Raw genomic sequence first — 23,496 nt, 5'->3', positions numbered from 1 at the left:
AATACATCGGCGGCAAGGCGCAATAAGTAGACCGCTCCTCACAAGATCGTCACGCCGGCGGCGCCACCTCCGACTTAATTTCTTCGAGAACAAACGACGTGTAGACATCCTTAACATGTGGCAAGCTATTGATGTAGTCCTTAGCGTAGGCGCCGAAGCTTCCGAGATCCTCTGCCACGACCAACATTTGGTAGTCAAAGCGCCCCGAGACCCGATGGCACGACAAAATTTCGGGGAGCGATCGCACGACGTTTTGAAATTCGTCCAATCGCGTGCTGTCGACCCGCTCAAGCGATACAAACACAAAGGCCTTTACCGCGTAACCCATGCGTTCCGCGCTAATTTTCGCGTGATATCCCGCGATAACTCCTGCCTCCTCAAGCTGCTTCACGCGTCGCCAGCACGGTGACGCAGTAAGTGCGACCTTATCCGCCAATTCTGCACTCGACAGTCGTGCATCGTTCTGCAGTGCACGAATGATCTTCAGATCAAGCACATCAAGCTTGACCCCCGAAGACGGTTCTCTCGCCCTCATCGTACCCCCAAAAATGTTGGAACATTCATTTCAATTATAGTCCACCGCCTGCGTAAATTTGGAAAAACTTCGCGCTTTGTTAGAACTAATATTTCCTTCATCGGTTGTGGAGCCGCTAATCGAAGGAGACATCTCGTGAAAGACAATTGGAACGACCCAAGCGCTCGGACTCATCCTACGTTGCTTGGCTGCTGGCTAACACTGGCTAGTGCCGCTGCGGCCGAGGCGCTTGCACATGTCGGATTCGATTGGTTGCTCATCGACACGGAGCATGCGCCCAACGACACAAAAGACGTTGCGGAACAACTCAGAGCGATCGACGCGGCACGCGCTCACGGTGCATCGCCGGACGTCGCCGTCCGAGTCGCCTGGAACGATCCCGTTCTCGTGAAGCGGGTGATGGATTGCGGCGCGCAAACGATCTTTTTTCCAACAATCGATACAGTCGAGCAAGCAAGGCGCGCAGTGGCGTCGACGCGGTTTCCCGACGGCGCAAACGGTGGGACCCGCGGCGTAGCAGGCCTCGTTCGTGGTGGAAAGTTCGGCATGGATCCGGCATACGTGCCTGCCGCAAATGCGAAAGCTTGTGCAGTGGTTCAGATTGAGTCCGTTACTGCAGTCGAAAACGTTGAAGAGATATCACAAGTCGAAGGCGTCGATTGTCTGTTCATCGGGCCAGCTGACCTCAGTGCAAGCCTTGGGCAAATCGGAAAAGGCAGGTCACCCGTGCTCCTTCAAGCAATCGACCGGGTATTGCGTGCCTGTGAGCACGCCGGCAAACCAGCCGGAATCTTTGCGGCAGACGTGGAGGAAGCCGCGTTCTATCGTGGGCGAGGAATTTCGGTCATCGCACTCCACTCGGACGTGGCGTGGCTCACCCGTGGAGCTACGAGCGCCATTAAATCATTTGAGGAATTTCGCAATGCATGAAGTTGAAAGCAATACAACGTTTGCGCCTGTAGCACGTAGCGCAGTGACTGAACTTCGTTCGTCGAAGATTCGGGAAGTCGCCAACGCAGCAATGGGCAAGCCCGAAGTTCTACCATTCTGGTTCGGTGAACCTGATGTGCCCACTTCGGCAGGAATTCGCGCCGCAGCGATCAAAAGCATCAACGATGCAGAGACACTCTACGTCCAGACGCTGGGGTTACCTGCATTGCGGGAGCAATTGGCACAGTATGTTAGTGATCTTCACTCGACAAGATCTGTTGAGAACATCGCTGTGACGAGCGGTGGCGTAACGTCGTTGATGATTGCCGTGCAATCGATTGTCGGCTATGGCGACACTGTCGTGGCGGTGACGCCGATTTGGCCTAATCTCGTCGAGATGCCGAAGGTTCTAGGCGCATCTGTCACGAACGTGAGCCTCGAGTTCACCGAGCAGGGGTGGCAGCTCGATATGAACAAACTGATCGACGCGCTGCGTCCAGGCACAAGGGCATTGCTGATCAATTCGCCGAACAATCCGACCGGATGGGTGATGTCGCGCCAGGAACGTGAGCTGGTGCTCAATCATTGTCGGAAGCATGGTATCTGGATTATCTCCGACGACGTCTATGAGCGCTATTACTTCGAAGGGAAAGTCGCGCCCACGTTCCTCGATTTCGCACACCAGGAAGATCGAGTTATCAGCTGCAACTCATTCTCAAAGACATGGAGAATGACCGGGTGGCGTGCGGGCTGGATTGTTATGCCCCACCAGCTGCTTGCGGATATCGGGAAGCTGATCGAATACAACAGCACCTGCGCCCCCGCATTTGTGCAACGAGGCGCAATTCATGCGCTCGTGCACGGCGAAGACGAAATCAAGAGTGATGTCGAACGCCTGAAGCGAGCCCGCGATCGGCTTGCTGCCGGACTCGCAGCGATTCCCGGCGTGTTGTCCGCGCCCCCAGCGAGCGGTGCTATGTACACGTTCTTCAAAGTCGAGGGGCTGCAGGACAGCCTCACCTTCGCCAAAGAGCTCGTGTCGAGGGGCAAACTCGGACTCGCGCCCGGTATCGCGTTTGGTCCCGAAGGGGAAGGATTCCTCCGCTGGTGCTTCGCAAGTAGCGACGAGCGGTTGGACGAGGGCATCGCTCGCCTAAAGGACTACCTCGCACGATACGGGGTGGCTGGTACGGCCTCGATCACCACCGCGGCGTAATCTCCCCGCCAGTTATCAATTTTGATTAAACCGACAGAGGGCTTTACGAATATGCTCGTTAGCCCATGTCGGCATCATAGCCTGCGCGATGTTACCGCTGACGATGCATCGAAAAAATCGATCGAGCTATTGCACAGTGGGGGAATGGATTATCCGTGAAATTCGCCTGAAGGCCCCTAAGAGTTTGGCACTAAAATCGCCTTTTCTCGTATTCGTGACGTCGCTTTCTCTGACAGTCTCGACGTTAGGCTCATGTTCCCTTCTTTTCGGGATAGTGTGTCTGCCGCGCTGGCGAATCGTTGTAGCGTTGTTGACACTATTCGCATACGCCGGCGTCGTACTAGTGTCGCATCTATGGCTTACACGGCAGAAGCACTCAGAGCGGACGGAACCAACTTCATGACTTGGCTCCGAGGTCCTTGTGTCCCTGAGCTTGAATGGAGCGGAGCGTGCGGACATTGTTAAACATGCTCGATATCGACTCGTCCCTTCGCTTAACGTCATCGTGACGATCAAGGCGTGCTTCGGGGCTGTCGCCTACTGTGACATGAGCAAGCTGCCCCCCGTTACTATCTTCACGCCCCGATTATCGGGGCGTGAAGATAGTAACGGGGGCGATATTGAACGGATTGGCCAGATCGGCGCGCTGCAGGCCGTGACAATCATTGCCCACCTGCACGACCGTCTTCTGCTCGACCAGTGTGGAACGCGATTGACCGTTCAGTTCGAGAAGCGACGTTCACCGCACGAATCATTGACGCACCGATCGTCGGTTGTGTTCGACACGCGCCGGGTTAAGAAACAGGGATCCAATCCCACGCCAGATGGCGTCAGGGTACTCGTTGAGAATTCGATTGCTGTAGCCATTCCGATTCTTGCCAAATGGCACGTAGACTCGCACACGAAATCCCATTTGCCTTAGCCTGCCCCGCACCTCTTCACGCATGCCAAGCGCCACCTGGAACTCGAAGCGACCTCGCTCGACGCCGCATCGCAAACTACGCGCGACAACTTGATCGATCAAATTTTCGTCGTGGGTCGCAATCGTGACGAACAGATCCGCTTCGAAGCAACGCTCAACATGATGCAAAAAATATGATGAAATCTCGTCCCGACTGCCAACCGTACCCGCAACAAGGCGGACGGGAGTTTCCTGGTGCATGACGTTGTTTATTCCTGCGGCGGACCGTTGCCTCGCAAAGGAAGCGAGGACGGAATACGTGTGAGGAACGCCTGCACGCAATGCGAAGCTTACATTTCGGTACTTACCCGGCCATTGCTCCGTGGCATCGAGTCCCCCGTGAGCAAGCCGTATGTCTTCCATGTCGATCCGTACGACGACGTTACCGCGGCCTGCCCATGCGATGATGGATTCAACCCGCTCTATCGATCTGCATTCTTTTCCCGTTGCACCGAGACCTGACACCTTGATCGCGGCTTCCGCGTCCAGATTATTTCGCTCGATAGCGTCGATCAAATCCATGTAGGGTTCGGCCATCGTGCGAGCCTCATCCCCCCGCACCGGGGCATCACCAAGGTAGTCCAGCGTCGCGGAAAAACCTTCGGCATTAAGGAAACGAACACACCTGACCGCATCCTCAAGGGTCTCACCCGCAAAGAGGCAACGCGACATTCCGGCCACGACTAGATCGGGCAGGAGTTGGCGCATACACGCAGCAATCGTGCTGAGGAAATGCATCGCGCTCATCCAATGACTACGGCATAAATCGGCGCCGGACCACCGATCTGGTAGAACGGCTGCAGCGATATCATATGCATCGCACGGCCGATTCCACTCGGCCAACACATCAGACCGGTCGACCACGTTAAACAGTCGCACTCCAGAACCGTTTATAAAAAACCGCCTCTCAAAAAGACGAGAGGCGAAAGGCACCGCAAGGAACGGAAATCAAGAGATCCCTATCTCACCATCGCCGTCTGGCCGCTTCATGCACTGCATCGGTCACGTCGCACTCGGCGACGCGTCGACGCTCCAGGTTGCTAATGCCTCTTGTATCGACATGGACCGTGTCGGCTGAGGTACCGCGTTGGCGGACCTCGAGAAGCGCGGCGCCGGTGCCGGCTGTGCCACACCTTCCACAGTCAGATAGGTCTCCCGGGCAACGTTGTGAGGATGCTGCAACGCTTCATCCCAATCCAGCACCGGCGCAAAGCAGGCATCGGTGCCCTCGAGAAGGTCACACCATTCTTGTCGAGTACGCGTCCGGAACACGTTTGCCAGGCGCAGCTTCAACAGCGGCCATCGTGCGACATCGAGTTGCTCGTCGAACAACGGATCATCGAGTCCGCATAGTTCGCGCAATTCTGCGTAGAACTGCGGCTCGATCGCACCGATCGCGATGAACTTGCCGTCGGCACATGCATACGTGTCATAGAAATGAGCGCCCCCGTCGAGCAGGTTTTCACCGCGCTGGTTACCCCATTGCCCCATGGCCCTGAGTCCATACAGGAAAGCTGACAACAGAGCCGTACCATCCGTCATCGCCGCGTCGACGACCTGACCGTGACCCGAGTTCTTCGCCTCCAGCAATGCCGCCAGCAGGCCGACGGCCAACAGCATGCCCCCTCCACCGAAATCTCCGACGTAATTCAACGGCGGCGGCGGTGCCTCGTCAGGCCGGCCGATCGCGTTCAGCGCACCGGAGATGGCGATGTAATTGATGTCATGCCCCGCGGCCTGCGACAGCGGCCCGTGTTGCCCCCATCCCGTCATCCGGCCATAGACCAGCCTCGGGTTGACCTCGAGGCAGTCTTGCGGCCCCAGGCCCAACCGCTCCATTACGCCGGGACGGAATCCCTCGATCAGGCAATCGGCCGCACCGATCAACGACATGACCTGTTCCCGCGCGCCATCGGCACGCAGGTCCAGTTGCACCGTGCGTCGGTTGCGGGTCGTCACGTCACGCGCATCCGGTGACTGGCCCGGCCGTGCGATGCGCACCACGTCGGCACCCAGGTCCCCCAATACCATCGCGCAGAAAGGGCCCGGGCCGATCCCCGCGAATTCCACGACCTTCAATCCTGCCAGCGGTCCGGCCATCATTGTTCTCCCTTATCGATCGCAATCAATTCCACCGCATAACGCGCAAAGCGAGACGACAGGCTACCGACCGCCACGGCGTCGTCGGCGACGGCGTTGCCGGCCTTCGCTCGTGCCGTGATTCCCTCCAGGATCACGGCGAAGCGGAAAAGAGAAAACGCGTGATGGAAGGGCCGAACCGCGTTCGCTCGGCCACTGGCGGCCAGGTAGGCTGCAAGGTATTCCTGCTGAGCGGGCAGTTGCAATGCCTGCAGATCGAGGCCCTTGACGCCTTCGAACACGTCCGGCTCGGTCAGCCACGGCAAGCTGCTGTACGCGGCGTCCGCCAACGGATGGCCCAGTGTCGAGAGTTCCCAGTCCAGCACCGCGATCACGCGCGGCTCAGTGGGGTGAAACATCACGTTGCCGAGGCGGAAGTCACCATGGGCAATCGTCGTTTCGTCGCCCGGCGGAATATGGCTCGGCAGCCATTCAATCAGGCGTTCGATATCCGGATTGTCACCAGTCCTGGACGCCTGCCACTGGCGCGTCCACCGATCGATTTGACGCGCGAAGAAGTTGCCCGGCTTTCCGTAGTCAGCCAAGCCGACGCTGACCCAGTCGACTGCGTGCAGTTGAGCCAGCGTCTCGGCCAGAGCGAACAGATAGCTGCGCCGCCGTTCCGGGTCAATCTCGGGCATCGCGTAGTTGCTCATGACTCGACCTTCAAGACGCTCCATCACATAAAACGGCGTCCCGATGATTTCCCGGTCGTCGCAATACAAGAGTGCATGGGGTACCGGTACGTCTGTCTTGTGCAACGCGCGCAGGATACGAAACTCCCGGTCGATCGCGTGCGCCGACTTCAGCAGTTCCCCCGGCGGCTGCTTGCGCAGGACCAGGCGCGGGCCGTTTTCGAACGTGACGAAGAACGTCGGATTGGACTGACCGCCTCCGATGCGTTGCAGCGCCATCCGGCCACGCAGCTCCGGCATGCGGGTTCGCAGATAGTCGGCGAGGACAACCGGATCGAACTCGGGTTGGTGGCTCATGCTTGCCCTCCGTCTCGTTGCTGCAGTCGCGAACGTACGCGTGTGATCAGGCCCATCACGCCGCCTGGTAGAACGAAAACGAAGAGGATCAATACCAGCCCGTAGATGCCCCAGGCCGCATCCTTGGAAATCGTCTCGGCAACGCTTGGCACGAACATGATGAAGGCGGCACCGAACAGCGCGCCCCAAAGCGTGCCGATGCCGCCGACGACCACGCCGACCAGCAGCGAGATCGACAGGAACATCGTGAACGAATCCGGTGAAACGAACTGAACGGCAAGCGCAGACAGCCCCCCGCCGATGCCGGTAAATGCAGCGGATACGCCGAACGTCATGGATTTGTAGTGCCGGTTGTCGATGCCCATGGACTCGGCGGCGAGCTCGTGATCGCGGATGGCACGCAGTGCACGGCCCGTGCCGCTGTCGATCATGTTCCGGGCCAGGACGAAGACCACCGCCGCCACGACCAGCGCGAAGAGGTACAGATACTGATCGGAATCGAGCGGCAGACCGAACGGCGCATCCGGCTTGGTCAACACGATACCGCCGACGCCGCCGGTCCACGGTTCCAGGTACTTGTACTTCAGCAGCTGCGGCGTCACCACACCGAGCGCGAAGGTCGCGAGCGCCAGATAAAGGCCCTGCAACTTCAGCGCCGGTCGACCGAACAGGTACCCGACCAGCAGGCACACCAGGCCGGCGGCAGGAATGCAAAGCCAGTAAGGAACCGAGGCCTTGTCCATCAGAATGGCAACGGTGTACGCACCGATCGCATAGAAGGCGCCGTGTCCCAGCGAGATCTGGCCGTTGTAACCGGTCAGCATGTTCAGTCCGACCAGTGCGACGGCATACGAAAGCACCATGGTGATCTGGAACAGGACATACCCATGAGCGGCGAACATCGGGACGATCGCGAGCGCCAACAGAGCCAGACTTCGCGGCAAGCGGGCACGCTGGCTGCGCGCGGGCCCCGAAAAGGGAGCAGGATGAGAGGTCATGGACTTCGGATTCATGGCTTAGACACGTTGTACGATGCGCCGCCCCAGCAGGCCCGCGGGCCGTACGATGAGGACGACGACGATAAGAACCAGCGCCACCGAAAGCTTGAGCTCGGTGCCGACGACGTAGGTGCCGATCAGGTTTTCGAGCACGCCCACCAGGAACCCGCCGATCACGGCACCGACCGGGTTGTCGATACCTCCGATGAGCGCCCCCGCGAACGCGTAGATGAGGACGCCGCTCATCATGCCGGGGTCGAGGAAGACCACCGGCGCGACCATCATTCCGGCAACCGCGCCGATGGCGCCGGCCAGGCCCCATCCGAGCATGAGCATCCGGCCCACACGAATGCCCAGCAGACGCGACGACCCCGGGTTCTGCGCAGCGGCGCGCATGGCGAGACCCAGCGTGGTAAAGCGGAAGAAGGTGAACAGTGCGGCGACGATGCACAACGCGACGAAGATCGTCCCGACCTGATGCGCCGACATCAGCGCACTTCCGAACCACGCATCTTTCGGAAATGGACTCGGGAACGCCTTGATCTGGCTGCCGAACAACCAGCCTGCCATACTATGGAAGATCACCATGAGACCGATGAAGACCACCACGACGCTCAGTTCGGGCGCCTTGTGCAACGGCCGTATTACGATGAACTCCAATGCCGCCCCCATCGCGAAGGACAACACGATCGTGACGAAGAACGCGCCCCAGTACGGCACGCCTGCCTGAATCAACGCCCATGCAATGAAGGTCGAGAACATCGCCATCTCGCCTTGCGCAAAGTTCACCTGATGCGTCGCCTGATAGATCATGACGAGCGCGAGCGCGAGGCACGCATAGATGCCGCCGGTCGACAGGCCGGTTACCAGTTGCTGAACGAAAGACTCCATGGTCACTCTCCGAGGTAGGCGCGACGCACGGCGTCGTCGCCGCGCATCGACTCGCTGGTGCCGTGCTTGACAATGCGGCCCGACTCGAGAAGATAGGCCGTGTCCGCCAGCTCCAGCGCGATCCGCGCGTTCTGCTCCACCAGCAGGATGGCAACCTGCTGCTCGTCGCGGATGCGGCGCATGATGGCGAAAATGTCGCGCACCATCATCGGTGCCAGGCCGAACGAAGGCTCGTCCAGCAGTAGCAACGCGGGACGCGCCATCAGTGCACGCGCGATCGCCAGCATTTGCTGCTCCCCACCGGAAAGCGTGCCGGCCTGCTGCGCGCGACGCTCCTTCAACCGGGGAAAGTAGTCGTACATGCGCTCCACGTCTTCCTCGACCGCCCGCCGGTCCTTGCGCGCATGGCATCCGAGATACAGGTTCTCCCTGGTCGTCAGCCCCAGGAACGTGCCACGGCCATCGGGCACATGCCCGACGCCGAGCACGGCGATCTGTTCGGTCGAACGGTTCTCGATCTGCTGCCCGCGAAACGTGACCGTGCCGCTCGTACGCGCCATGAAGCGGCAGATCGCGCGCAACGTGGTCGTCTTGCCGGCTCCGTTCGCGCCGAGCAGGGCCGTCACCTGACCGGCTTCCACGTTCATGTCGATGCCGTGCAGGACTTCCGACGCGTTATAGCTTGCCCGCAGATCGCGGATTTCCAGGAGCCGGGTCATGCTGTCTCCCCTTCTTCCGCGCCGAGATAGGCCCGAATCACGTCGGGATGGTTGCGCACATCCTCGGGGCGTCCGTCGGCGATCTTGCGACCGAAGTTCAACGCGACGATCCGGTCGCATACGCCCATGATCAGCCCCATGTGGTGCTCCACCAGCAATACCGTCAGGTTCAGGCGCTTGCGGATGTCCAGGATCAGTTCGCCGAGACCGCTCAGCTCCTCGTGGTTCAGGCCGCACGCGGGCTCGTCCAGCAACAGCAACGACGGCTCGCTTGCAAGCGCACGCGCCAGCTCGACCCGCTTTTGCGTTCCGAACGGCAGGTCGGCGACGATCCGGTGGGAAAACGCCGACAACCCGACGAGCTCCAATGCCTCATCCACGCGTGCCTGGGCCGCGCGCTCGGTGCCGACAGCCCCCGGCAGTCGAAGCGCGTCCGCAAGGAAGCCGTTGTGGTGATGCGAATGGACGCCGACCAGTACGTTGTCGCGCACCGTCATGGTCCGGAACAACGCCAGATTCTGGAAGGTTCTACCCACGCCCAGCTTCGCGATGCGATGTCGCGGCATTCGGGACAACACATGGCCATCGAAGTGGATCGTGCCGCTGTCGCAGCGATAGAGTCGGGACAGGCAGTTGAACAAGGTGCTCTTGCCTGCGCCGTTCGGACCGATCAGGCCGCGAACTTCACCCCGACGCACATCGAAACTGACGCGGTCCAGTGCCACGATCCCGCCGAAGCGCACGGACACGCTGTCCACCGTCAGCAAAGGCGCCTCCACACGTTCTTGTCTTTGTTGCATCCCAGTCTCCATGGGTGGGCCTGCCCGGCCCGCGCGCCGTATCAGAGGCGTTCGACGATCGTCACGTTCGCCATGCCACCGCCTTCGCACATGGTTTGCAGGCCGTAGCGACCGCCGCGCTGTTGAAGGACGTTGATCAGCGTGGTCATCAATTTGGTTCCCGACGCACCCAGCGGGTGGCCCAGCGCGATCGCGCCGCCATTGACGTTCAGCCGCTCGGGATCCGCACCAATCGCTTGCAGCCAGGCCAACGGTACCGGTGCAAACGCTTCGTTGACCTCGTACGCATCGATGTCCTGAATGTTCAGGCCGGCCTTGCGCAACGCACGCTCGGTCGCGGGAATGGGCGCCTCGAGCATGATGACGGGATCGTGGCCCATCACCGACATGTGATGCACGCGCGCGATGGGTTCGAGTCCGAAGGTCTTGAGCGCGCGCTCGTTGACAACCAGGACACCCGCTGCGCCATCGCAGATCTGGCTGGCATTGGCCGCGGTGATGACGCCGCCTTCCTGCAGGAGTTTCACGCCGGCGATGCCTTCGAGGGTTGCATCGAAACGGATGCCCTCGTCCGCGGCATGCATATCTCCCGTGGCTCCGCTTTCCTTGGTACGGGCTTCCAGCGCGATGATCTCGCGCGCGAAACGCCCCTCCCGCGTCGCCACGGCAGCGCGCCGGTGGCTCTCGAGCGAATACGCGTCGAGTTGCTGCTTGGTCAGTTCGTACTTCCGGGCGATCATCTCGGCACCGGAGAACTGACTGAACTGGACACCGGGGAATCGCTCGTCCATGCGCGGGCTGTTGTATACGCCCAAGCCTGCCTTCCGCGGAAGTTCGCTCGGCGTGAACATCGGCACGCGCGTCATGCTCTCGACGCCGGCTGCAATCACACAGTCCATGGTGCCCGACATCACGGCCTGCGCCGCGAAATGCAGCGCCTGCTGCGATGACCCGCACTGCCGGTCGACCGACGTCGCGGGCACCGAATCCGGCAGCGTGGATGCCAGCACCGCATTGCGGGCGATGTTCATCGACTGCTCGCCGGCCTGACCGACGCAGCCCATGATCACGTCCTCGACTGCAGCCGGATCGATCCCGGTGTCTTCCATCAGAGTGTCCAGGACGACGGACGCCAGGTCGGCAGGATGCCAGCCCGACAGGCGGCCATTGCGGCGGCCGCCCGCGGTGCGGCGGGCGGCGACGATATATGCTTCAGCCATGAATACTTCTCCTGCGGTAATGAAGGGATTGATCAGCGGGGCGCCATGCGAATCGCGCCATCGAGACGGACGCACTCGCCGTTGAGGTATCCATTGGTGATCGTGATTTCGACCATCTGGGCGAACTCGGTTGGCGAACCGAAGCGTTTGGGGAACGGAACCGATGCGGCCAGCGCGTCCTTCACCTTGTCGGGCGCGGCCTGCATCAGCGGCGTGTCGAAGATGCCGGGGAGGATGGTGTTGACACGGATGCCGTCGTCCATCAGGTCGCGGGCGATCGGCAGCGTCATGCCTGCGATCGCAGCCTTCGACGCAGCGTAGGCCACCTGCCCCATCTGGCCATCCTGCGCGGCGACCGACGCCGTGTTGACGATGACGCCGCGCTCTCCATCCGGGCCCGGCGGCAAGTCGAGCATTCCTGCTGCGGACTTTGCTGCACAGCGAAAGGTCCCGAGCAGGTTGATCTGGATGACCCGCTCGAAATCCTTCATCGGAAAATGTCGACCCGCGCCGGTGGTCTTGTCGCGGCTCGCCGTCTTCGCGGGGTGGCCGATACCGGCGCAGTTGATCATGATGCGTTCCTGGCCGTGTGCAGCACGCGCTTTGACGAAAGCAGCGTCGACCTGCTCGTCGGACGTGACGTCCACGGAGCAGTAGATGCCGCCGATCTCGCTGGCCAGGGCTTCACCAAGCTCGGCGTTGAGATCGAACACGGCGACTTTGACACCGCGGGCCGCCAGACGACGCGCCGTGGCAGCCCCGAGGCCGGAAGCGCCGCCGGTCACGACGGCAGCAATGGAAGAATCAAGTTGCATAGTGAGAGCAATGTCTGCTGGACGGCCATCCGTCCACTGCGATTCGTAGTCTAGGGACGCACCGGGTGCGATACCATCGTCGGAAGAGACGAGTGCACGCCGGACCTTCACACGCAACAATTCGACACCCCCCCGTATGCGATCCACTTCTGCGCCCCCAGTGTCCGCCTATCCTCCCCATCACACCACGCCGATGATTTCACTGGCCAAGCTGGCACCGTTGGTGCAGCGCGCGGCCGAGGTGAAGCGCGCCGGCGTTGCCGGCCGACTCGCCAACGCCGGCGCGGTCAAGTTGATCCTCGTGCGCGCCCCCGCCGGGTTCGGCAAAACGATGGCAATGGTCCAGATCCGCGAAGCGCTCGAAGATCGCGGCGTGGCGACTGCATGGCTGACGCTGGATGCCGCCGACAACGACGTGCCGCGTTTTCTGGCCGGCCTGTCAGCCGCGCTGGGCCAGATGGGCCTCGAGCGCGGGGCCGCCGCGCAGGATCCGCTGGCGCAACTGGTTTCGGAACAAACCCCCTACGCGTTGTTCCTGGACGATTTCGAGGTAATCCGGGAAGGAGGCGTGCTCGGCCTGGTGCGAGAGCTGCTGGAGCAGTTGCCGCGCAACGGGCAAGTGATCATCGGCTCGCGCAACCTGCCCGACCTCGGCGTCGGTCGTCTGCGCGCGCGCGGCCTGCTCCTGGAACTCGAAACGGATTCGCTGCGTTTCTCGCCCTCCGAGGCTGCTGAATTCTTCCGGCTGCGCGGGGCCGAACTGTCGCTGGAAACGCTGGACCGCGTCCTCGGGAAGACCGAAGGCTGGGTAGCGGCCCTTTGGCTGCTGTCGCTGGCGCTGCAACGTTCGGATCAATCCGCGGATGTCGTCGCGCGACTCTCCGCATCGGACCGCGACGTGGCCGACTACCTCACCGAAGAGGTGTTCTCTCAGCAAGAGCCCGTCGTTCGGGAGTTTCTGCTGCGCACGAGCGTGTTGCATCACCTCAGCGCGCCCGTCTGCCAGGCGTTGCTCCCGCAGGCGGATTGCGATGCCATGCTGCAGTCGCTGCACCGCGGTAATGTTTTTCTGATCCCGGTCGAAGACGCGCCCGATCTGTTCAGGTACCACAGCCTGTTCGCGGACTTCCTGCGCCGTCAGCTTGAGCGGGAACGCCCCGACGATGCCGCGCGACTGCACCTGGCCGCCTCCGGCTGGTACGAGTCGCAGCAGCGGCCCGTGCCCGCGATCGACCACGCCATTGCCGGTGGCGACTATCCGCATGCGCTGGAACTGCTCGAGCGCCACGCGCACGGGCTCCTCGAACAAGGCCGCATGCGGCTGCTCGACCGCTGGTTTACCACGATCACACCCGAATTGCTGCGCGCGCGACCCCGGCTGCAGGTGATCGCGGTATGGGCACGCTGTTTCAGCCAGGGCCCGTGGACCGCGATGAAGTGGCTGGAAGAGTCAGGCTGCCGGGAGAGCGACGATCCGCAGGTTCAGGCCCATGTCCGCGCACTCCTGCCGGTGCTGCTGGCGATGATGGATCGCTACGAAGAGGCCAATGACGCCGGCCATTCCGGCCTGGCTCGACTACCGACCGGCAACGCGTTCGTCGACAGCGTGCTGCTCAACGCGATGGCGCATATCCTGTCGGTCATCGGCGAGCGCAAGGAAGCGCACCGCTTCCTCGAGGACGCCCGCCACGCCCAGGCGGACGGCGCCTTCAACCGCATGTACACCGAGACCGTCGGCGGGATGCTGGACCTGCGCGAAGGTCATCTGCGACAGGCGACCGCCCGCTTTCGCATGGCGGTCACTGCAACGTCGAGCACGTCGGCCTACAACTACGCGCACGGCAATGCATGGGCCGGGGTGCCCTATGCAGGCGCGCTTTACGAAGCCGACGATCTCGTGGCGGCCGAACGACTGTTGAACGTCTACCTGCCGCTGGCCCGGGATGTCGGGCTGCCAGACCACATGATTTCCAGTCACCGCCTGCGTGCGCGTCTTGCGTTCCTGCGCGGAGAAGTGGACACCGCGTTGCTTACGTTGACGGAGCTCGAATATCTGGGCCATCAGCGCCAGTTGCCGCGCGTCACGGCCAGCGCGAAGCTGGAACGTTCGAGACTGCTGACGTTGCAAGGGCATGCCGTTGCAGCACGCGAGGAATTGGCGCGAGCCCTGGCGCTGGACGCCCTCAACTCCGATACGAAGCCCGCACAGGACGTCGACGATGCTTTCATCACACAGATGCGGCTCGATCTCCATGCCGGCGATCCCGGCGCGCTGGTGCAACCGCTCGAAGTTCAGTTGCGCGTTGCCCAACAGTCCGGCCGCCAGCATCGCGCGCTCAAGCTGCGCCTGTTTCTGGCGCTCGCCTTCTTCCGCCATGGTGACGTGGGGCGCGCGATGAACTGGGCGAATCCGCTTCTACAGGAAACCTGTCGCGAGGGTTTCGTCCGCTTGCTGCTGGATGAAGGCCCGATCGTCGCGCCGCTCCTGCATCGCATGCAATCGGGTTCGGCGGATTCCGCCCAGGACCCGATCCTGCAGGAGTATGTCCAGCGCCTGGCCGACCGACTGGGCCCGATCGGCGCCGACGATGAAGCCGACACCAGCCACGCTGTATCCGGGCCTAGCGAACCGCTTACGCGCAAAGAGATTCGCGTTCTCCAGCTGCTCGCGGAGGGTTACTCCAATACCGCGATGGCCGAGAAGCTGTTCATTTCCGACAGCACCGTACGCACGCATCTTCGCAACATCAACACCAAGCTCGACAGTCGCAGCCGAACCCAAGCCGTCGCAATCGCGCGCCGACTGGGCATTGTGCGCTGACCGGCTTGTCTCCGGATGTGCAATTCGTCGCTTCCGACGATGGGGGGCCGGCCATACCGCGCCTAGGATGCCAAGGGACCACCAGCAGAAAAAACACAGGGGCATCCGCACCCTGCATCCCAGGAGACACTATGACCGTCCGAATCGATCGCAGAGCGTTTATCGCAGGCGTGGCCGCCGCTTCACTGATGCTGGCCACGACCGAGGCCCACGCGCAAAAGAAATACGATCCCGGCGCCACCGATACCGAGATCAGGATCGGCAACATCCTGCCCTACTCGGGCCCGGTATCGGCGTATGGCACGATCGGCAAATCGGCGGCCGCCTATTTCGCGAAGATCAACGCCGAAGGCGGTGTCAACGGCCGCAAGATCAATTTCATCTCGGTTGACGATGCCTATACGCCGTCCAAGACTGTCGAGCAGGCGCGCAAGCTGGTCGAACAGGATCAGGTACTGGCAATCTTCCTGCCGCTCGGTACGGCCAACAACCTCGCGATCCAGAAATACCTGACGATCAAGAAGGTGCCACAGCTCTTCGTCGGCTCGGGTGCCACCCGCTTCGGCGAAGTCAGGCAGAACCCGTGGACCATCGGCTGGCAACCCACCAATCATGCCGAGGCCGTCGCATACGCACAGCACATCCTGCAAACCCAGCCGAATGCGAAGGTCGCGATCCTGATGCAGAACGACGACTTCGGCAAGGACTATTACCAGGGCATCGTCGACGGCCTGGGCAGCAAGGCCAAGTCGATGGTGGTGTCGTTCCAGACGTATGAGACGACCGACCCCACGGTCGACAGCCAGATCGTGTCGATGAAGGGTTCGGGCGCCGATACGCTGATTCTGCTGACCACGCCGAAGTTCTCGGCAATGGCGATCAAGAAGGCGGCCGAAATCGGCTGGCAACCCGCTCGGTATGTCGTCAGTTCCGCCAGCTCCGTGGGTACGGTTCTCAAGCCGGCTGGCTTTGGCGCGTCGAAGGGCGTGATCAGCGCGACCTATCTGAGGGATCCGACGGATCCGGCCACGAAGACCACGAAGGAATATCAGGATTACGCGGCGTTCATGAACCAGTACTACCCGGCGGGTGACGTGTCGGACACGCTGAACGTGCTCGGTTACTCGATTGCGCAGACGCTGGTGCAAACCTTGAAGCAGGCAGGCGACAACCTCACGCGAGAGAATGTGATGAAGCAGGCGCTTAGCCTGAATGTGACCCTGCCGATGCTTCAACCCGGGATCACCGTGCAGACGTCGCCAACGGACGCCTATCCGATCAAGAAGCTGCAGCTGATGCAATTCAACGGCACACGCTACGAGCTCATGGCCGGCGTGTTCGGCAGCGGCAAGTGACGCAACCGGTGTTGCGCGGGCGCCGTCCGGCGGCGCCCGCTTCGCGGAGAGCAACTTTGGATTTCCGATTTGAGCGCATCGAGTCTGGTGCCGTCTTCACGATCACCCGTCCCGATCGGTTGAATGCACTGAATCGCGCAGTCTGGGACGGACTAGCGTCTTGTCTGGACACGGTGGAACGGGACGGCACGCGATTTCTGCTGATCACGGCAGAAGGCACCCGTGCGTTCAGCGCCGGTAGCGATCTGAAGGACAACGCGATTGAGACCTGGGACCAGCAAGCCGAGAAGAACGACCGCATTCGAAATCTGCTGCTGCGACTTTCGCAATCGCCAGTGTTCACGATCGCGGCGATCAACGGCGCCGCGTTCGGCGGAGGACTGGAGCTCGCGCTCGCGTGCACCGTGCGGGCCGCAGTGAACGACGCCACGTTCGCGATGCCGGAAATCCGGTTGGGCGTGATGCCGACATACGGCGGAACCCAATTCTTGCCGGCCATCGTCGGTCGTTCGCGCGCGGCGGAATTGATGCTGACCGGACGCGTGCTGAACGCTCGGGAAGCCCTCATGTGGGGACTCGTGAGCTTCGTGAAAGAAGACCACGCTGCCCTGCTGGCCCACGCGATCGCGTTAGGGACCGAGGTGGCCGGGTTCGGCGCCATCGCGTATCGGAGCATCCTCGACAGCCTTCCCGCGACCGACGGCCCTGCCGACCAGGCCGGGATGGACAGGGAAGCCGCACTGATGCGGCGGGTGCTCGAAACCGACGACGCGAAGGAAGGTATTGCTGCGTTCCTGGAGAAACGCAGGCCGGTCTTCAAAGGCCAATGAGATTCCCCAACACGAACCCACGCGCGCATGCGCGACAGGACCCATGACAGACACGCCCCTTTTCGACGCTCTGCGTTCCGTTCTCGACGCCCGTTTCAGTTGCCGCGGCTATCTCTCCCGCGAGGTGCCTGGCGAAACGATCGACGCAATTCTCTCGATCGCACAACGCACGCCGTCCTGGTGCAATTCGCAACCGTGGCAAATCATCGTCACGAGGCCCGCCGCCACGGATCGGCTTCGTTCCGCATTGCAGGCCGCGTCCGCGTTACCCAACGATCGGTGGGAAATCGCTCCGCCCGCGGAATATCGCGGCGTGTACCGCGATCGCAGACGCACCTGCGGCTTGCAGCTGTATGAAAGTGTCGGCATCGCCGCCGGAGACCGCGAGGCATCCGCTCGCCAAGCCGAAGAAAATTTCAGGCTGTTCGGCGCGCCGCATGTGGCCGTCATCACGACCGACGCACTGCTCGGCACCTATGGCGTTCTCGATTGCGGCTCATACGTGAACAACTTCATGCTCGCTGCAGCGAGCCTTGGTGTGTCGGCGATCGCGCAAGCCGCCCTTGCGTCCAAAGCGCACGTCCTGCGCGAGATCCTGTCGATCCCGCCGGAGCGGCGCGTCGTCTGCGGCATTTCCTTCGGATATGCGGATCCTTCGCATCCCGCGAATGCGTTTCGAACCGAACGGGCGCCGCTGGACCAGGTTGCCAGGTTCGTCACGGAGTAGGACTCCGACTGGCTCGCGATCCCGGCGCCCCGGATCATGAGCGCGCTCTCGAAACGACATCGCGCCGACGCCCCCGCGTCGCGATGCGTGCCGTGAGACTCACCGACACGCAGCACTACCCGGAAGTATAGATTCGACGTCATGGTAGTATCCGCCATTCGCATACTGCGGTTGCCGCCACCGCTTGTCGATCCGTTACTTTGCCTCGTGCAAGGCAGACATGCACGGGAGGCGGACACGACGAATCCGAGGGAGTCTTCATGGGCGCTACCGCTTCACCGTGGAAGAAGGCTGAAGCTCGCGAAAGCGAGAGAGAACGAAAGCGGCTGGCCGTGCTTCGAACCGCCGCACGCCTTTTCAATGAAAAGGGGTTTCACGCATCGTCGCTGGACGAGGTTGCCGAGCGCCTCCACATCACGAAGCCGACGGTCTATTACTACGCAAAGAACAAGGACGAAATCCTGTTCGAATGCGTACGCATGGGCCTGGACATGATGCAACAGGCGATCCGCGATATCACGGTGACGGGTGGCAGCGCAGTCGAGAAGTTTGAAGCGGCCATGCTCGAATACGCGAAGATCGTCACGATGGATTTCGGCATGTGCGTCATTCGCATCGGTGAAGAATCCCTGATTCCGGAGAACCGGGTCAAGCTTCGCAGGCTCAAGGCGGACATCGATCACGAGTTCCGGATCCTGCTCGAAAAGGCCATCGAGGAGAAAGCCTTCGCCCCGATCGAGCCCAAGCTCGGTGCCTTCGTCGTCGCGGGCGCGCTGAGCTGGATTGGCCGGTGGTATCGCGAGGACGGACAAATGACCGCGGAGGAAATCGCTCGCCAGGCAACTTCCATCTTGCTGAACGGCCTGCGAGCGCGATAAGCGCGCAGCAGATGCGCAACCGCGGTTACTGGGCGAAGCTCCGCCGCATCTGCCTGCATCCTGTGATCGTCGTCACGCGTTGCGTCACAATCGAGTCCTCCCCCCTTCCCGTTCCTCCGCGTCATTCCGGAAAGCCAGGACGTTCAGCACCAGAACTCCCGCACCGCAGGCAGCAACAGCGCCGCGCGTCTATCCAAATGCATTCGGGGCACAGGGGCACCTCCCCGCTTCCCGCGCTCCGATGCCATGACCCGGATCAGGCCTGCCCCCGCTTCATGCGAGGCAAACGACATCGGTCGTATCGCTCTAAATCCGTGCTCGCTTGACTTTCCGCGCGCATACCGGCGGGCCACAAAAAAATATCGGATCGGCGGGAATAAAGCGCTCTGCCGCGCGTCTACTGCGTGATTCAGCGTAACCGATACACCCCACTCCCAAGGAAAACAAATGAACCAGCTCAAGTCCTTTCCCCACTCCATCGCGCGGCAGTCGCTTGTCCTAGCCGCAACAGCAGTCGCGCTGAATCTCACCGGGTGCGCAAGCCAAAGCATCGGCACGTCGTCGGTCCCGATGTCGGTCAAAACGGCCAATGGTGTCCTGACCGATGCACGCGGAATGACGCTATACACCTTTGATCGCGATAGCGTCGCCGGCAAGAGCGCATGCATCGGCAATTGCGCAATCAAGTGGCCGCCGCTGACCGCCGATGGTACCGACAAGGAGGTGGGAGACTACACCGTTATCGTCCGCGACGACGGCACGAAGCAGTGGGCCTATCGCGGCAAGCCGCTATATCGCTGGTCGCAGGACAAGGCGCCCGGCCAGACCACCGGCGACGGCTTCATGAACGTCTGGCATACCGCAAAGCCGTAATGCCGCCGCAGCCCCATGCTGATCCTCGCAGGGCGCTCGTTCGCACGCTCGCCCAGGCGGCTGTGGCGCGCGGGCGGTCTCGAAGGCGATGCCACCCTAGCCGGGGATCTCGCCTGGCACACGCCGAAACGCGCGTGGCGCTTGCGTTTCGGCAGTCACCGACGGCCGGCAGTAGCCACGCGTGTTGAATCGGAAGCAGTGCCCTGCTCGTGTCGGTTCCGAGGCGGTGTTTCGCAACCGATGCGTTCGTGTTGCCCGTTGTATGTGCGCCAGGGACCCGAGCATCGGGTGGAGCACGGCCGGAGATGAAGCACATCCAGTGGCATGGTCATCGGAGCGACTGGATGCCCGCTCCTACATCCGGTTCCCCCCCGCCGGCGTACCGATTAGTCGGCGGGCGCCCGCGCGTGGCAAGAGATTTCCGGCGGCCGTGCGGATGCATGAAAACGAAACCGGCAAATGGGCCTCGATGTGTTGCGAGCATGCCAGACGATCAAGACACGTCGCTACGGAGATGTCCGGAAGTCGTCGGGCTCCTCTCCCGTGGCCCTGCATCACACTGTATCCCGCACGGCGATCACCGCGGCGGCACACCAGCTAACTCAGATGCCTCGACGAAACTGGGGTTTTCGCCGTTCGGTGAAAGCCCGAATGCCTTCGCCAGCCTCGTCTCCAGCGCCGAGCGCGGCGATCGAGCGCGCTTCCCGCTCGAGGTGCGCCTCGAACTCCCCGTGAAACGATTCGAGCAGCAGCTCACGACTAGCCGCAATGGCTTTCGTCGCGGAGTCCACGAGCGTACGCGCAGTTGCTCGCCCCTCACTCACGAGATCGTCATCATCGACGACTCGGTTGATCAGCCCCATTGCCTGTGCATCGTCGGCCCGGACACGCTGGTTCAAAAGGAGCATTTCCTGGGCGCGCCTGAATCCCACCAGGCGGGGAAGTTGCCATGACATCCCGCCATCCGGACTGAGCCCAACCGCACCATACGCAGGCGTGAAATGTGCGGAGCGCGTGGCAATGACGATATCTCCAGCGATTGCCAGGCTGAAGCCCGCACCGGCGGCGGGCCCGTTGACCAGAACGAGAAGCGGTTTGGGCATTCGCATGAAGCGCGAAAGCGAAAGATGAAGCGTACCCGCCAGTTCACTGAGAAAGCCGGGCAGGTCATTGCCGACCGCCCCGAACGAGCCCAGATCGCCCCCCGCGCAGAAGAGCCGTCCCATGCCCGTGAGTACGACACAGCGAATGGAAGGATCCTGATCGCACCGGATAGCGGCCCGCATGAGCGCCTGTGCCAGGGGCAAATCGATTGCATTTCCCGATTCCGGCCGATTGAGTGCAAGGGTTGCGATGCCATCCTCGACGTCGACCAGCAAGCTTTCTCCATTCATACACGTTCCCAAGTTTCAGGATCGGAAACGCCAATGTCGTTTCCAATCGTCTACCGCACAGCGTCACAAGTCTGCTTTCAGCGCGACGGCTTGTAGCGCACGTTCGAATGCTCGGCCGGCACCCGCGTTACATCATCGCGGCGCCATCCGGATTGCACCGTCGAGCCGAATCACCTCCCCGTTGAGCATCGAGTTCTCGACGATGGACTGCACGAGCTTGGCGAATTCGTCGGGTTGCCCGAGACGGCTCGGAAACGGGACCTGCTTGCCAAGGGAGTCCTGAGCGTCCTGCGGCAAGCTAGCCAGCAACGGGGTAAGGAAAATGCCGGGAGCGATCGTCATGACCCGAATCCCGTACCGCGCAAACTCGCGTGCTATGGGAAGCGTCATGCCGACAATGCCCGCCTTCGATGCGGCATAAGCGGGCTGACCGATCTGTCCATCGAATGCCGCTACGCTCGCGGTATTGACGATGACGCCGCGCTCCTCGCCGATCGGTGCTTCCGTGTGCAATCGAGCCGCGAATTTCGACAAGACGTTGAAGGTCCCCATCAGGTTGATGTTGACGATCCGCGCGAAGTCGTCTAGCGCGAGCGGAGATCCATCGCGATTGATGACCTTTCCCGGCGGCCCGATGCCGGCGCAGTTCACCAGCAAGCGCGCCTTTCCATGGAGCCCTTCCGCCGTCGCGAGCGCCGCATCGACCGCAACCTCGTCGCACACGTCGACCTTGACGAAATGGCCGCCGACTTGCCGGGCACAGGCGCGGCCCAATTCCTCGTTGAGATCGAGAATCGTGACCTTGGCACCTTTCTCCGCCAGCAGGCGCGCGACCGCACCGCCGAGTCCGGACGCGCCCCCCGTTACAATTGCAGCCAATCCCTCGATATGCATGCCAATCTCCATTCGGATAACAGTACAACGCGTCTCTCAGCCGTCTCGGGAAACGTCACGAACCCGAAAATACTTAAAAGTATGTTTTATACTCGTGAGTAGATATTGGGGCGGCGCTCTCCCACTGTCAAGCATCGAGGCGTTGTCCGCGTCTTGATCTTCGCCGTCGATGAAGAGGGGCGACTGGGTCCGCGCTACGTTCGTGGAGAGTTGCACGCGGCACGGTCTCGTGGACGCGTCCGCATGCAGCCCCGCCCAGATTTAGAAGCGATGGCGCAATGCCGCGCGAATCAGAATCTGATGATTGTTCGACGAATCGCCATAGTTGCCGATATCCGCAACGGCAGCCTTTCCGGTCGACGAGATGCCAGACGCGCGTTGCCAACCCATGGTCCAGTAAACGTCCGTCCGTTTGGAAAGGAAGTAGTCGGCCATCAATCCGATCTGGTTGTAGTGTTGACCACCAATCGTCGCGCCGCTGGCTGTACCGACACCCCGGCCGTTCAGGTAGTTGTACATGATGCCGGCGAAGAAGAACGGCGAAAACTGGTACTGCGCACCGATGTCGAAGTTGTTGAAGCGTGCCGTTCCGCCCAGCAACTCACCGTTGAGGTGGCCATACTGAATGTTCGAGTACGACGCCGCCAGTGTCAGTGCCCCGATCTTGTAGTTGGCCGCTACGATCGCGTTCTGAAAGGACTGCGCGCTCTTGTATCCGGAGTTGAGCGAAAATGCCAGCGGCGATGCCCCGCTGGCGTTGTCAGTGAAGAAGCCGGATCCGGCCGTCGCCGAAGTCGGATTCTTGAAGTACTCGTACGCACCCGCAACCTTAAACGGCCCGTATTCATAAGACGCGCCGACCGAGTAGCCGCTATTGGCCGTCAGGTTGCCGGCAACACCGCCGACGCTGTATTCGCCACCGAATTTGAACCCGTTGAATGTCGGGCTCATGTAGCGAATCGCGTTATTCACGCGAATGGTATTGGCGGCATTATCGAGATCGCCCGGATGCGACGAGGCCGGACCGCCGAGCAGCCCTTCGGCGGTCAGGGGCTCCGGGAAGTAGAAAATCATGTCATATTGCCGCCCAAGGGTAAGGCTGCCGAGGCGATCGCTGCTGAGACCCACGAATGCCTGACGCCCGAATGCGGTTCCACCCTGGCCGAATGCACCATTGTTCAAGTTGACGCCCGATTCGAGCGTGAAGATCGCCTTGAGGCCCGCGCCCAGATCCTCGCTGCCCGTCATCCCCCACCGACTGCCGAAAATGCCGCCCAGCGAGTCGAGCGAGACCCGCTTGCCGGCTCCGCTATTGCTTTGGAACACCACACCTTCGTCAATGACGCCATACAACGTAACGGTGCTTTGCGCATAGGTTGCGGCCGAAAACACACCCAGCAGTGCCGTACAGAGAAGGTTTCGATAGAACGGATTTTTCATACATAGATCTCCTAACCAAAATGTAAGAATATTTTTTTGTTTCCGGATAGTTGTTTGCCGTCAAGCAA

21 protein-coding genes are annotated in these 23,496 nt (G+C 61.5%); 8 read left to right on the top strand and 13 right to left on the bottom strand.

The window, feature by feature from the left end:
* Positions 1-49 precede the first annotated feature (49 nt).
* The gene (locus U4Z64_RS10015) at positions 50-496 is read right to left on the bottom strand and encodes an Lrp/AsnC family transcriptional regulator (protein WP_319017703.1); all 447 of its coding nucleotides are present in this window, start codon (positions 494-496) and stop codon (positions 50-52) included.
* 174 nt (positions 497-670) lie between these two features.
* Here U4Z64_RS10015 and U4Z64_RS10010 point away from each other — a divergent pair, with 174 nt between their 5' ends.
* Positions 671-1,465: an HpcH/HpaI aldolase family protein gene (locus U4Z64_RS10010; protein ID WP_193093160.1), complete on the top strand. Its 795-nt coding sequence runs from the start codon at positions 671-673 to the stop codon at positions 1,463-1,465.
* Positions 1,458-2,681, top strand: a complete 1,224-nt coding sequence (locus U4Z64_RS10005) for a pyridoxal phosphate-dependent aminotransferase (protein ID WP_321819878.1) — start codon at positions 1,458-1,460, stop codon at positions 2,679-2,681. Before U4Z64_RS10010 ends, U4Z64_RS10005 begins: the two co-directional genes overlap by 8 nt.
* A 751-nt stretch (positions 2,682-3,432) precedes the next feature.
* On the opposite strand, the gene U4Z64_RS10000 is transcribed toward U4Z64_RS10005, so the two are convergent.
* From U4Z64_RS10000 to U4Z64_RS09960, 9 genes are all read right to left on the bottom strand, one after another.
* A complete protein-coding gene (locus U4Z64_RS10000; RefSeq protein ID WP_321819877.1) occupies positions 3,433-4,380 on the bottom strand; it encodes a proline dehydrogenase family protein in 948 nt (315 codons plus the stop codon).
* A 264-nt stretch (positions 4,381-4,644) separates the two neighbouring features.
* Positions 4,645-5,742 (bottom strand): CaiB/BaiF CoA-transferase family protein, encoded by a 1,098-nt coding sequence (locus tag U4Z64_RS09995; protein ID WP_321819876.1) that lies wholly within the window; start codon positions 5,740-5,742, stop codon positions 4,645-4,647.
* Positions 5,742-6,773 (bottom strand): phosphotransferase family protein, encoded by a 1,032-nt coding sequence (locus U4Z64_RS09990; RefSeq protein WP_321819875.1) that lies wholly within the window; start codon positions 6,771-6,773, stop codon positions 5,742-5,744. The genes U4Z64_RS09995 and U4Z64_RS09990 overlap by 1 nt, the downstream gene beginning before the upstream one ends.
* On the bottom strand, positions 6,770-7,786 hold the full coding sequence (locus tag U4Z64_RS09985; RefSeq protein ID WP_321819874.1) for a branched-chain amino acid ABC transporter permease: 1,017 nt from the start codon (positions 7,784-7,786) through the stop codon (positions 6,770-6,772). Before U4Z64_RS09985 ends, U4Z64_RS09990 begins: the two co-directional genes overlap by 4 nt.
* Before the next feature lie 3 nt (positions 7,787-7,789).
* Complete coding sequence (locus U4Z64_RS09980) at positions 7,790-8,662, bottom strand: branched-chain amino acid ABC transporter permease (protein WP_321819873.1); 873 nt, start codon at positions 8,660-8,662, stop codon at positions 7,790-7,792.
* A gap of 2 nt (positions 8,663-8,664) precedes the next feature.
* On the bottom strand, positions 8,665-9,381 hold the full coding sequence (locus tag U4Z64_RS09975; RefSeq protein WP_321819872.1) for an ABC transporter ATP-binding protein: 717 nt from the start codon (positions 9,379-9,381) through the stop codon (positions 8,665-8,667).
* Positions 9,378-10,181 carry an ABC transporter ATP-binding protein gene (locus U4Z64_RS09970; protein WP_321819871.1) on the bottom strand — a complete coding sequence of 268 codons (804 nt, stop codon included), beginning with the start codon at positions 10,179-10,181 and terminating at the stop codon, positions 9,378-9,380. Before U4Z64_RS09970 ends, U4Z64_RS09975 begins: the two co-directional genes overlap by 4 nt.
* A 41-nt stretch (positions 10,182-10,222) precedes the next feature.
* The gene (locus U4Z64_RS09965) at positions 10,223-11,401 is read right to left on the bottom strand and encodes an acetyl-CoA C-acetyltransferase (protein WP_321819870.1); all 1,179 of its coding nucleotides are present in this window, start codon (positions 11,399-11,401) and stop codon (positions 10,223-10,225) included.
* A 32-nt stretch (positions 11,402-11,433) separates the two neighbouring features.
* Positions 11,434-12,216 (bottom strand): SDR family NAD(P)-dependent oxidoreductase, encoded by a 783-nt coding sequence (locus U4Z64_RS09960; RefSeq protein WP_321819869.1) that lies wholly within the window; start codon positions 12,214-12,216, stop codon positions 11,434-11,436.
* A 193-nt stretch (positions 12,217-12,409) separates the two neighbouring features.
* Between U4Z64_RS09960 and U4Z64_RS09955 the strand changes: the two genes are divergently transcribed.
* From U4Z64_RS09955 to U4Z64_RS09930, 6 genes are all read left to right on the top strand, one after another.
* Entirely contained in the window at positions 12,410-15,037 is a 2,628-nt protein-coding gene (locus U4Z64_RS09955) for a LuxR C-terminal-related transcriptional regulator (protein ID WP_321819868.1), read from the top strand.
* 131 nt (positions 15,038-15,168) lie between these two features.
* Positions 15,169-16,392: an ABC transporter substrate-binding protein gene (locus U4Z64_RS09950; RefSeq protein ID WP_321819867.1), complete on the top strand. Its 1,224-nt coding sequence runs from the start codon at positions 15,169-15,171 to the stop codon at positions 16,390-16,392.
* 56 nt (positions 16,393-16,448) lie between these two features.
* The gene (locus U4Z64_RS09945) at positions 16,449-17,222 is read left to right on the top strand and encodes an enoyl-CoA hydratase-related protein (RefSeq protein WP_321819866.1); all 774 of its coding nucleotides are present in this window, start codon (positions 16,449-16,451) and stop codon (positions 17,220-17,222) included.
* A gap of 43 nt (positions 17,223-17,265) precedes the next feature.
* Positions 17,266-17,949, top strand: a complete 684-nt coding sequence (locus U4Z64_RS09940; RefSeq protein ID WP_321819865.1) for a nitroreductase — start codon at positions 17,266-17,268, stop codon at positions 17,947-17,949.
* A 260-nt stretch (positions 17,950-18,209) separates the two neighbouring features.
* Positions 18,210-18,827 carry a TetR/AcrR family transcriptional regulator gene (locus U4Z64_RS09935; RefSeq protein WP_059731761.1) on the top strand — a complete coding sequence of 206 codons (618 nt, stop codon included), beginning with the start codon at positions 18,210-18,212 and terminating at the stop codon, positions 18,825-18,827.
* A 447-nt stretch (positions 18,828-19,274) separates the two neighbouring features.
* Positions 19,275-19,700, top strand: a complete 426-nt coding sequence (locus U4Z64_RS09930) for an ATP-binding protein (protein WP_321819864.1) — start codon at positions 19,275-19,277, stop codon at positions 19,698-19,700.
* A 602-nt stretch (positions 19,701-20,302) separates the two neighbouring features.
* Here the strand turns inward: U4Z64_RS09930 and U4Z64_RS09925 are convergent.
* From U4Z64_RS09925 to U4Z64_RS09915, 3 genes are all read right to left on the bottom strand, one after another.
* Complete coding sequence (locus U4Z64_RS09925; RefSeq protein ID WP_321819863.1) at positions 20,303-21,079, bottom strand: enoyl-CoA hydratase/isomerase family protein; 777 nt, start codon at positions 21,077-21,079, stop codon at positions 20,303-20,305.
* A gap of 147 nt (positions 21,080-21,226) precedes the next feature.
* Positions 21,227-21,988 carry an SDR family NAD(P)-dependent oxidoreductase gene (locus U4Z64_RS09920; RefSeq protein WP_193093144.1) on the bottom strand — a complete coding sequence of 254 codons (762 nt, stop codon included), beginning with the start codon at positions 21,986-21,988 and terminating at the stop codon, positions 21,227-21,229.
* Between the two features lie 261 nt (positions 21,989-22,249).
* Entirely contained in the window at positions 22,250-23,428 is a 1,179-nt protein-coding gene (locus U4Z64_RS09915; protein WP_321819862.1) for a porin, read from the bottom strand.
* Between the last annotated feature and the right edge of the window lie 68 nt (positions 23,429-23,496).

Source organism: Burkholderia sp. BCC1996 (genome assembly GCF_905339955.1).
Taxonomy (GTDB): Bacteria; Pseudomonadota; Gammaproteobacteria; order Burkholderiales; family Burkholderiaceae; genus Burkholderia.
Note: the sequence above shows the minus strand (reverse complement) of the source record. Positions and strands in the feature narration are given on the sequence as shown.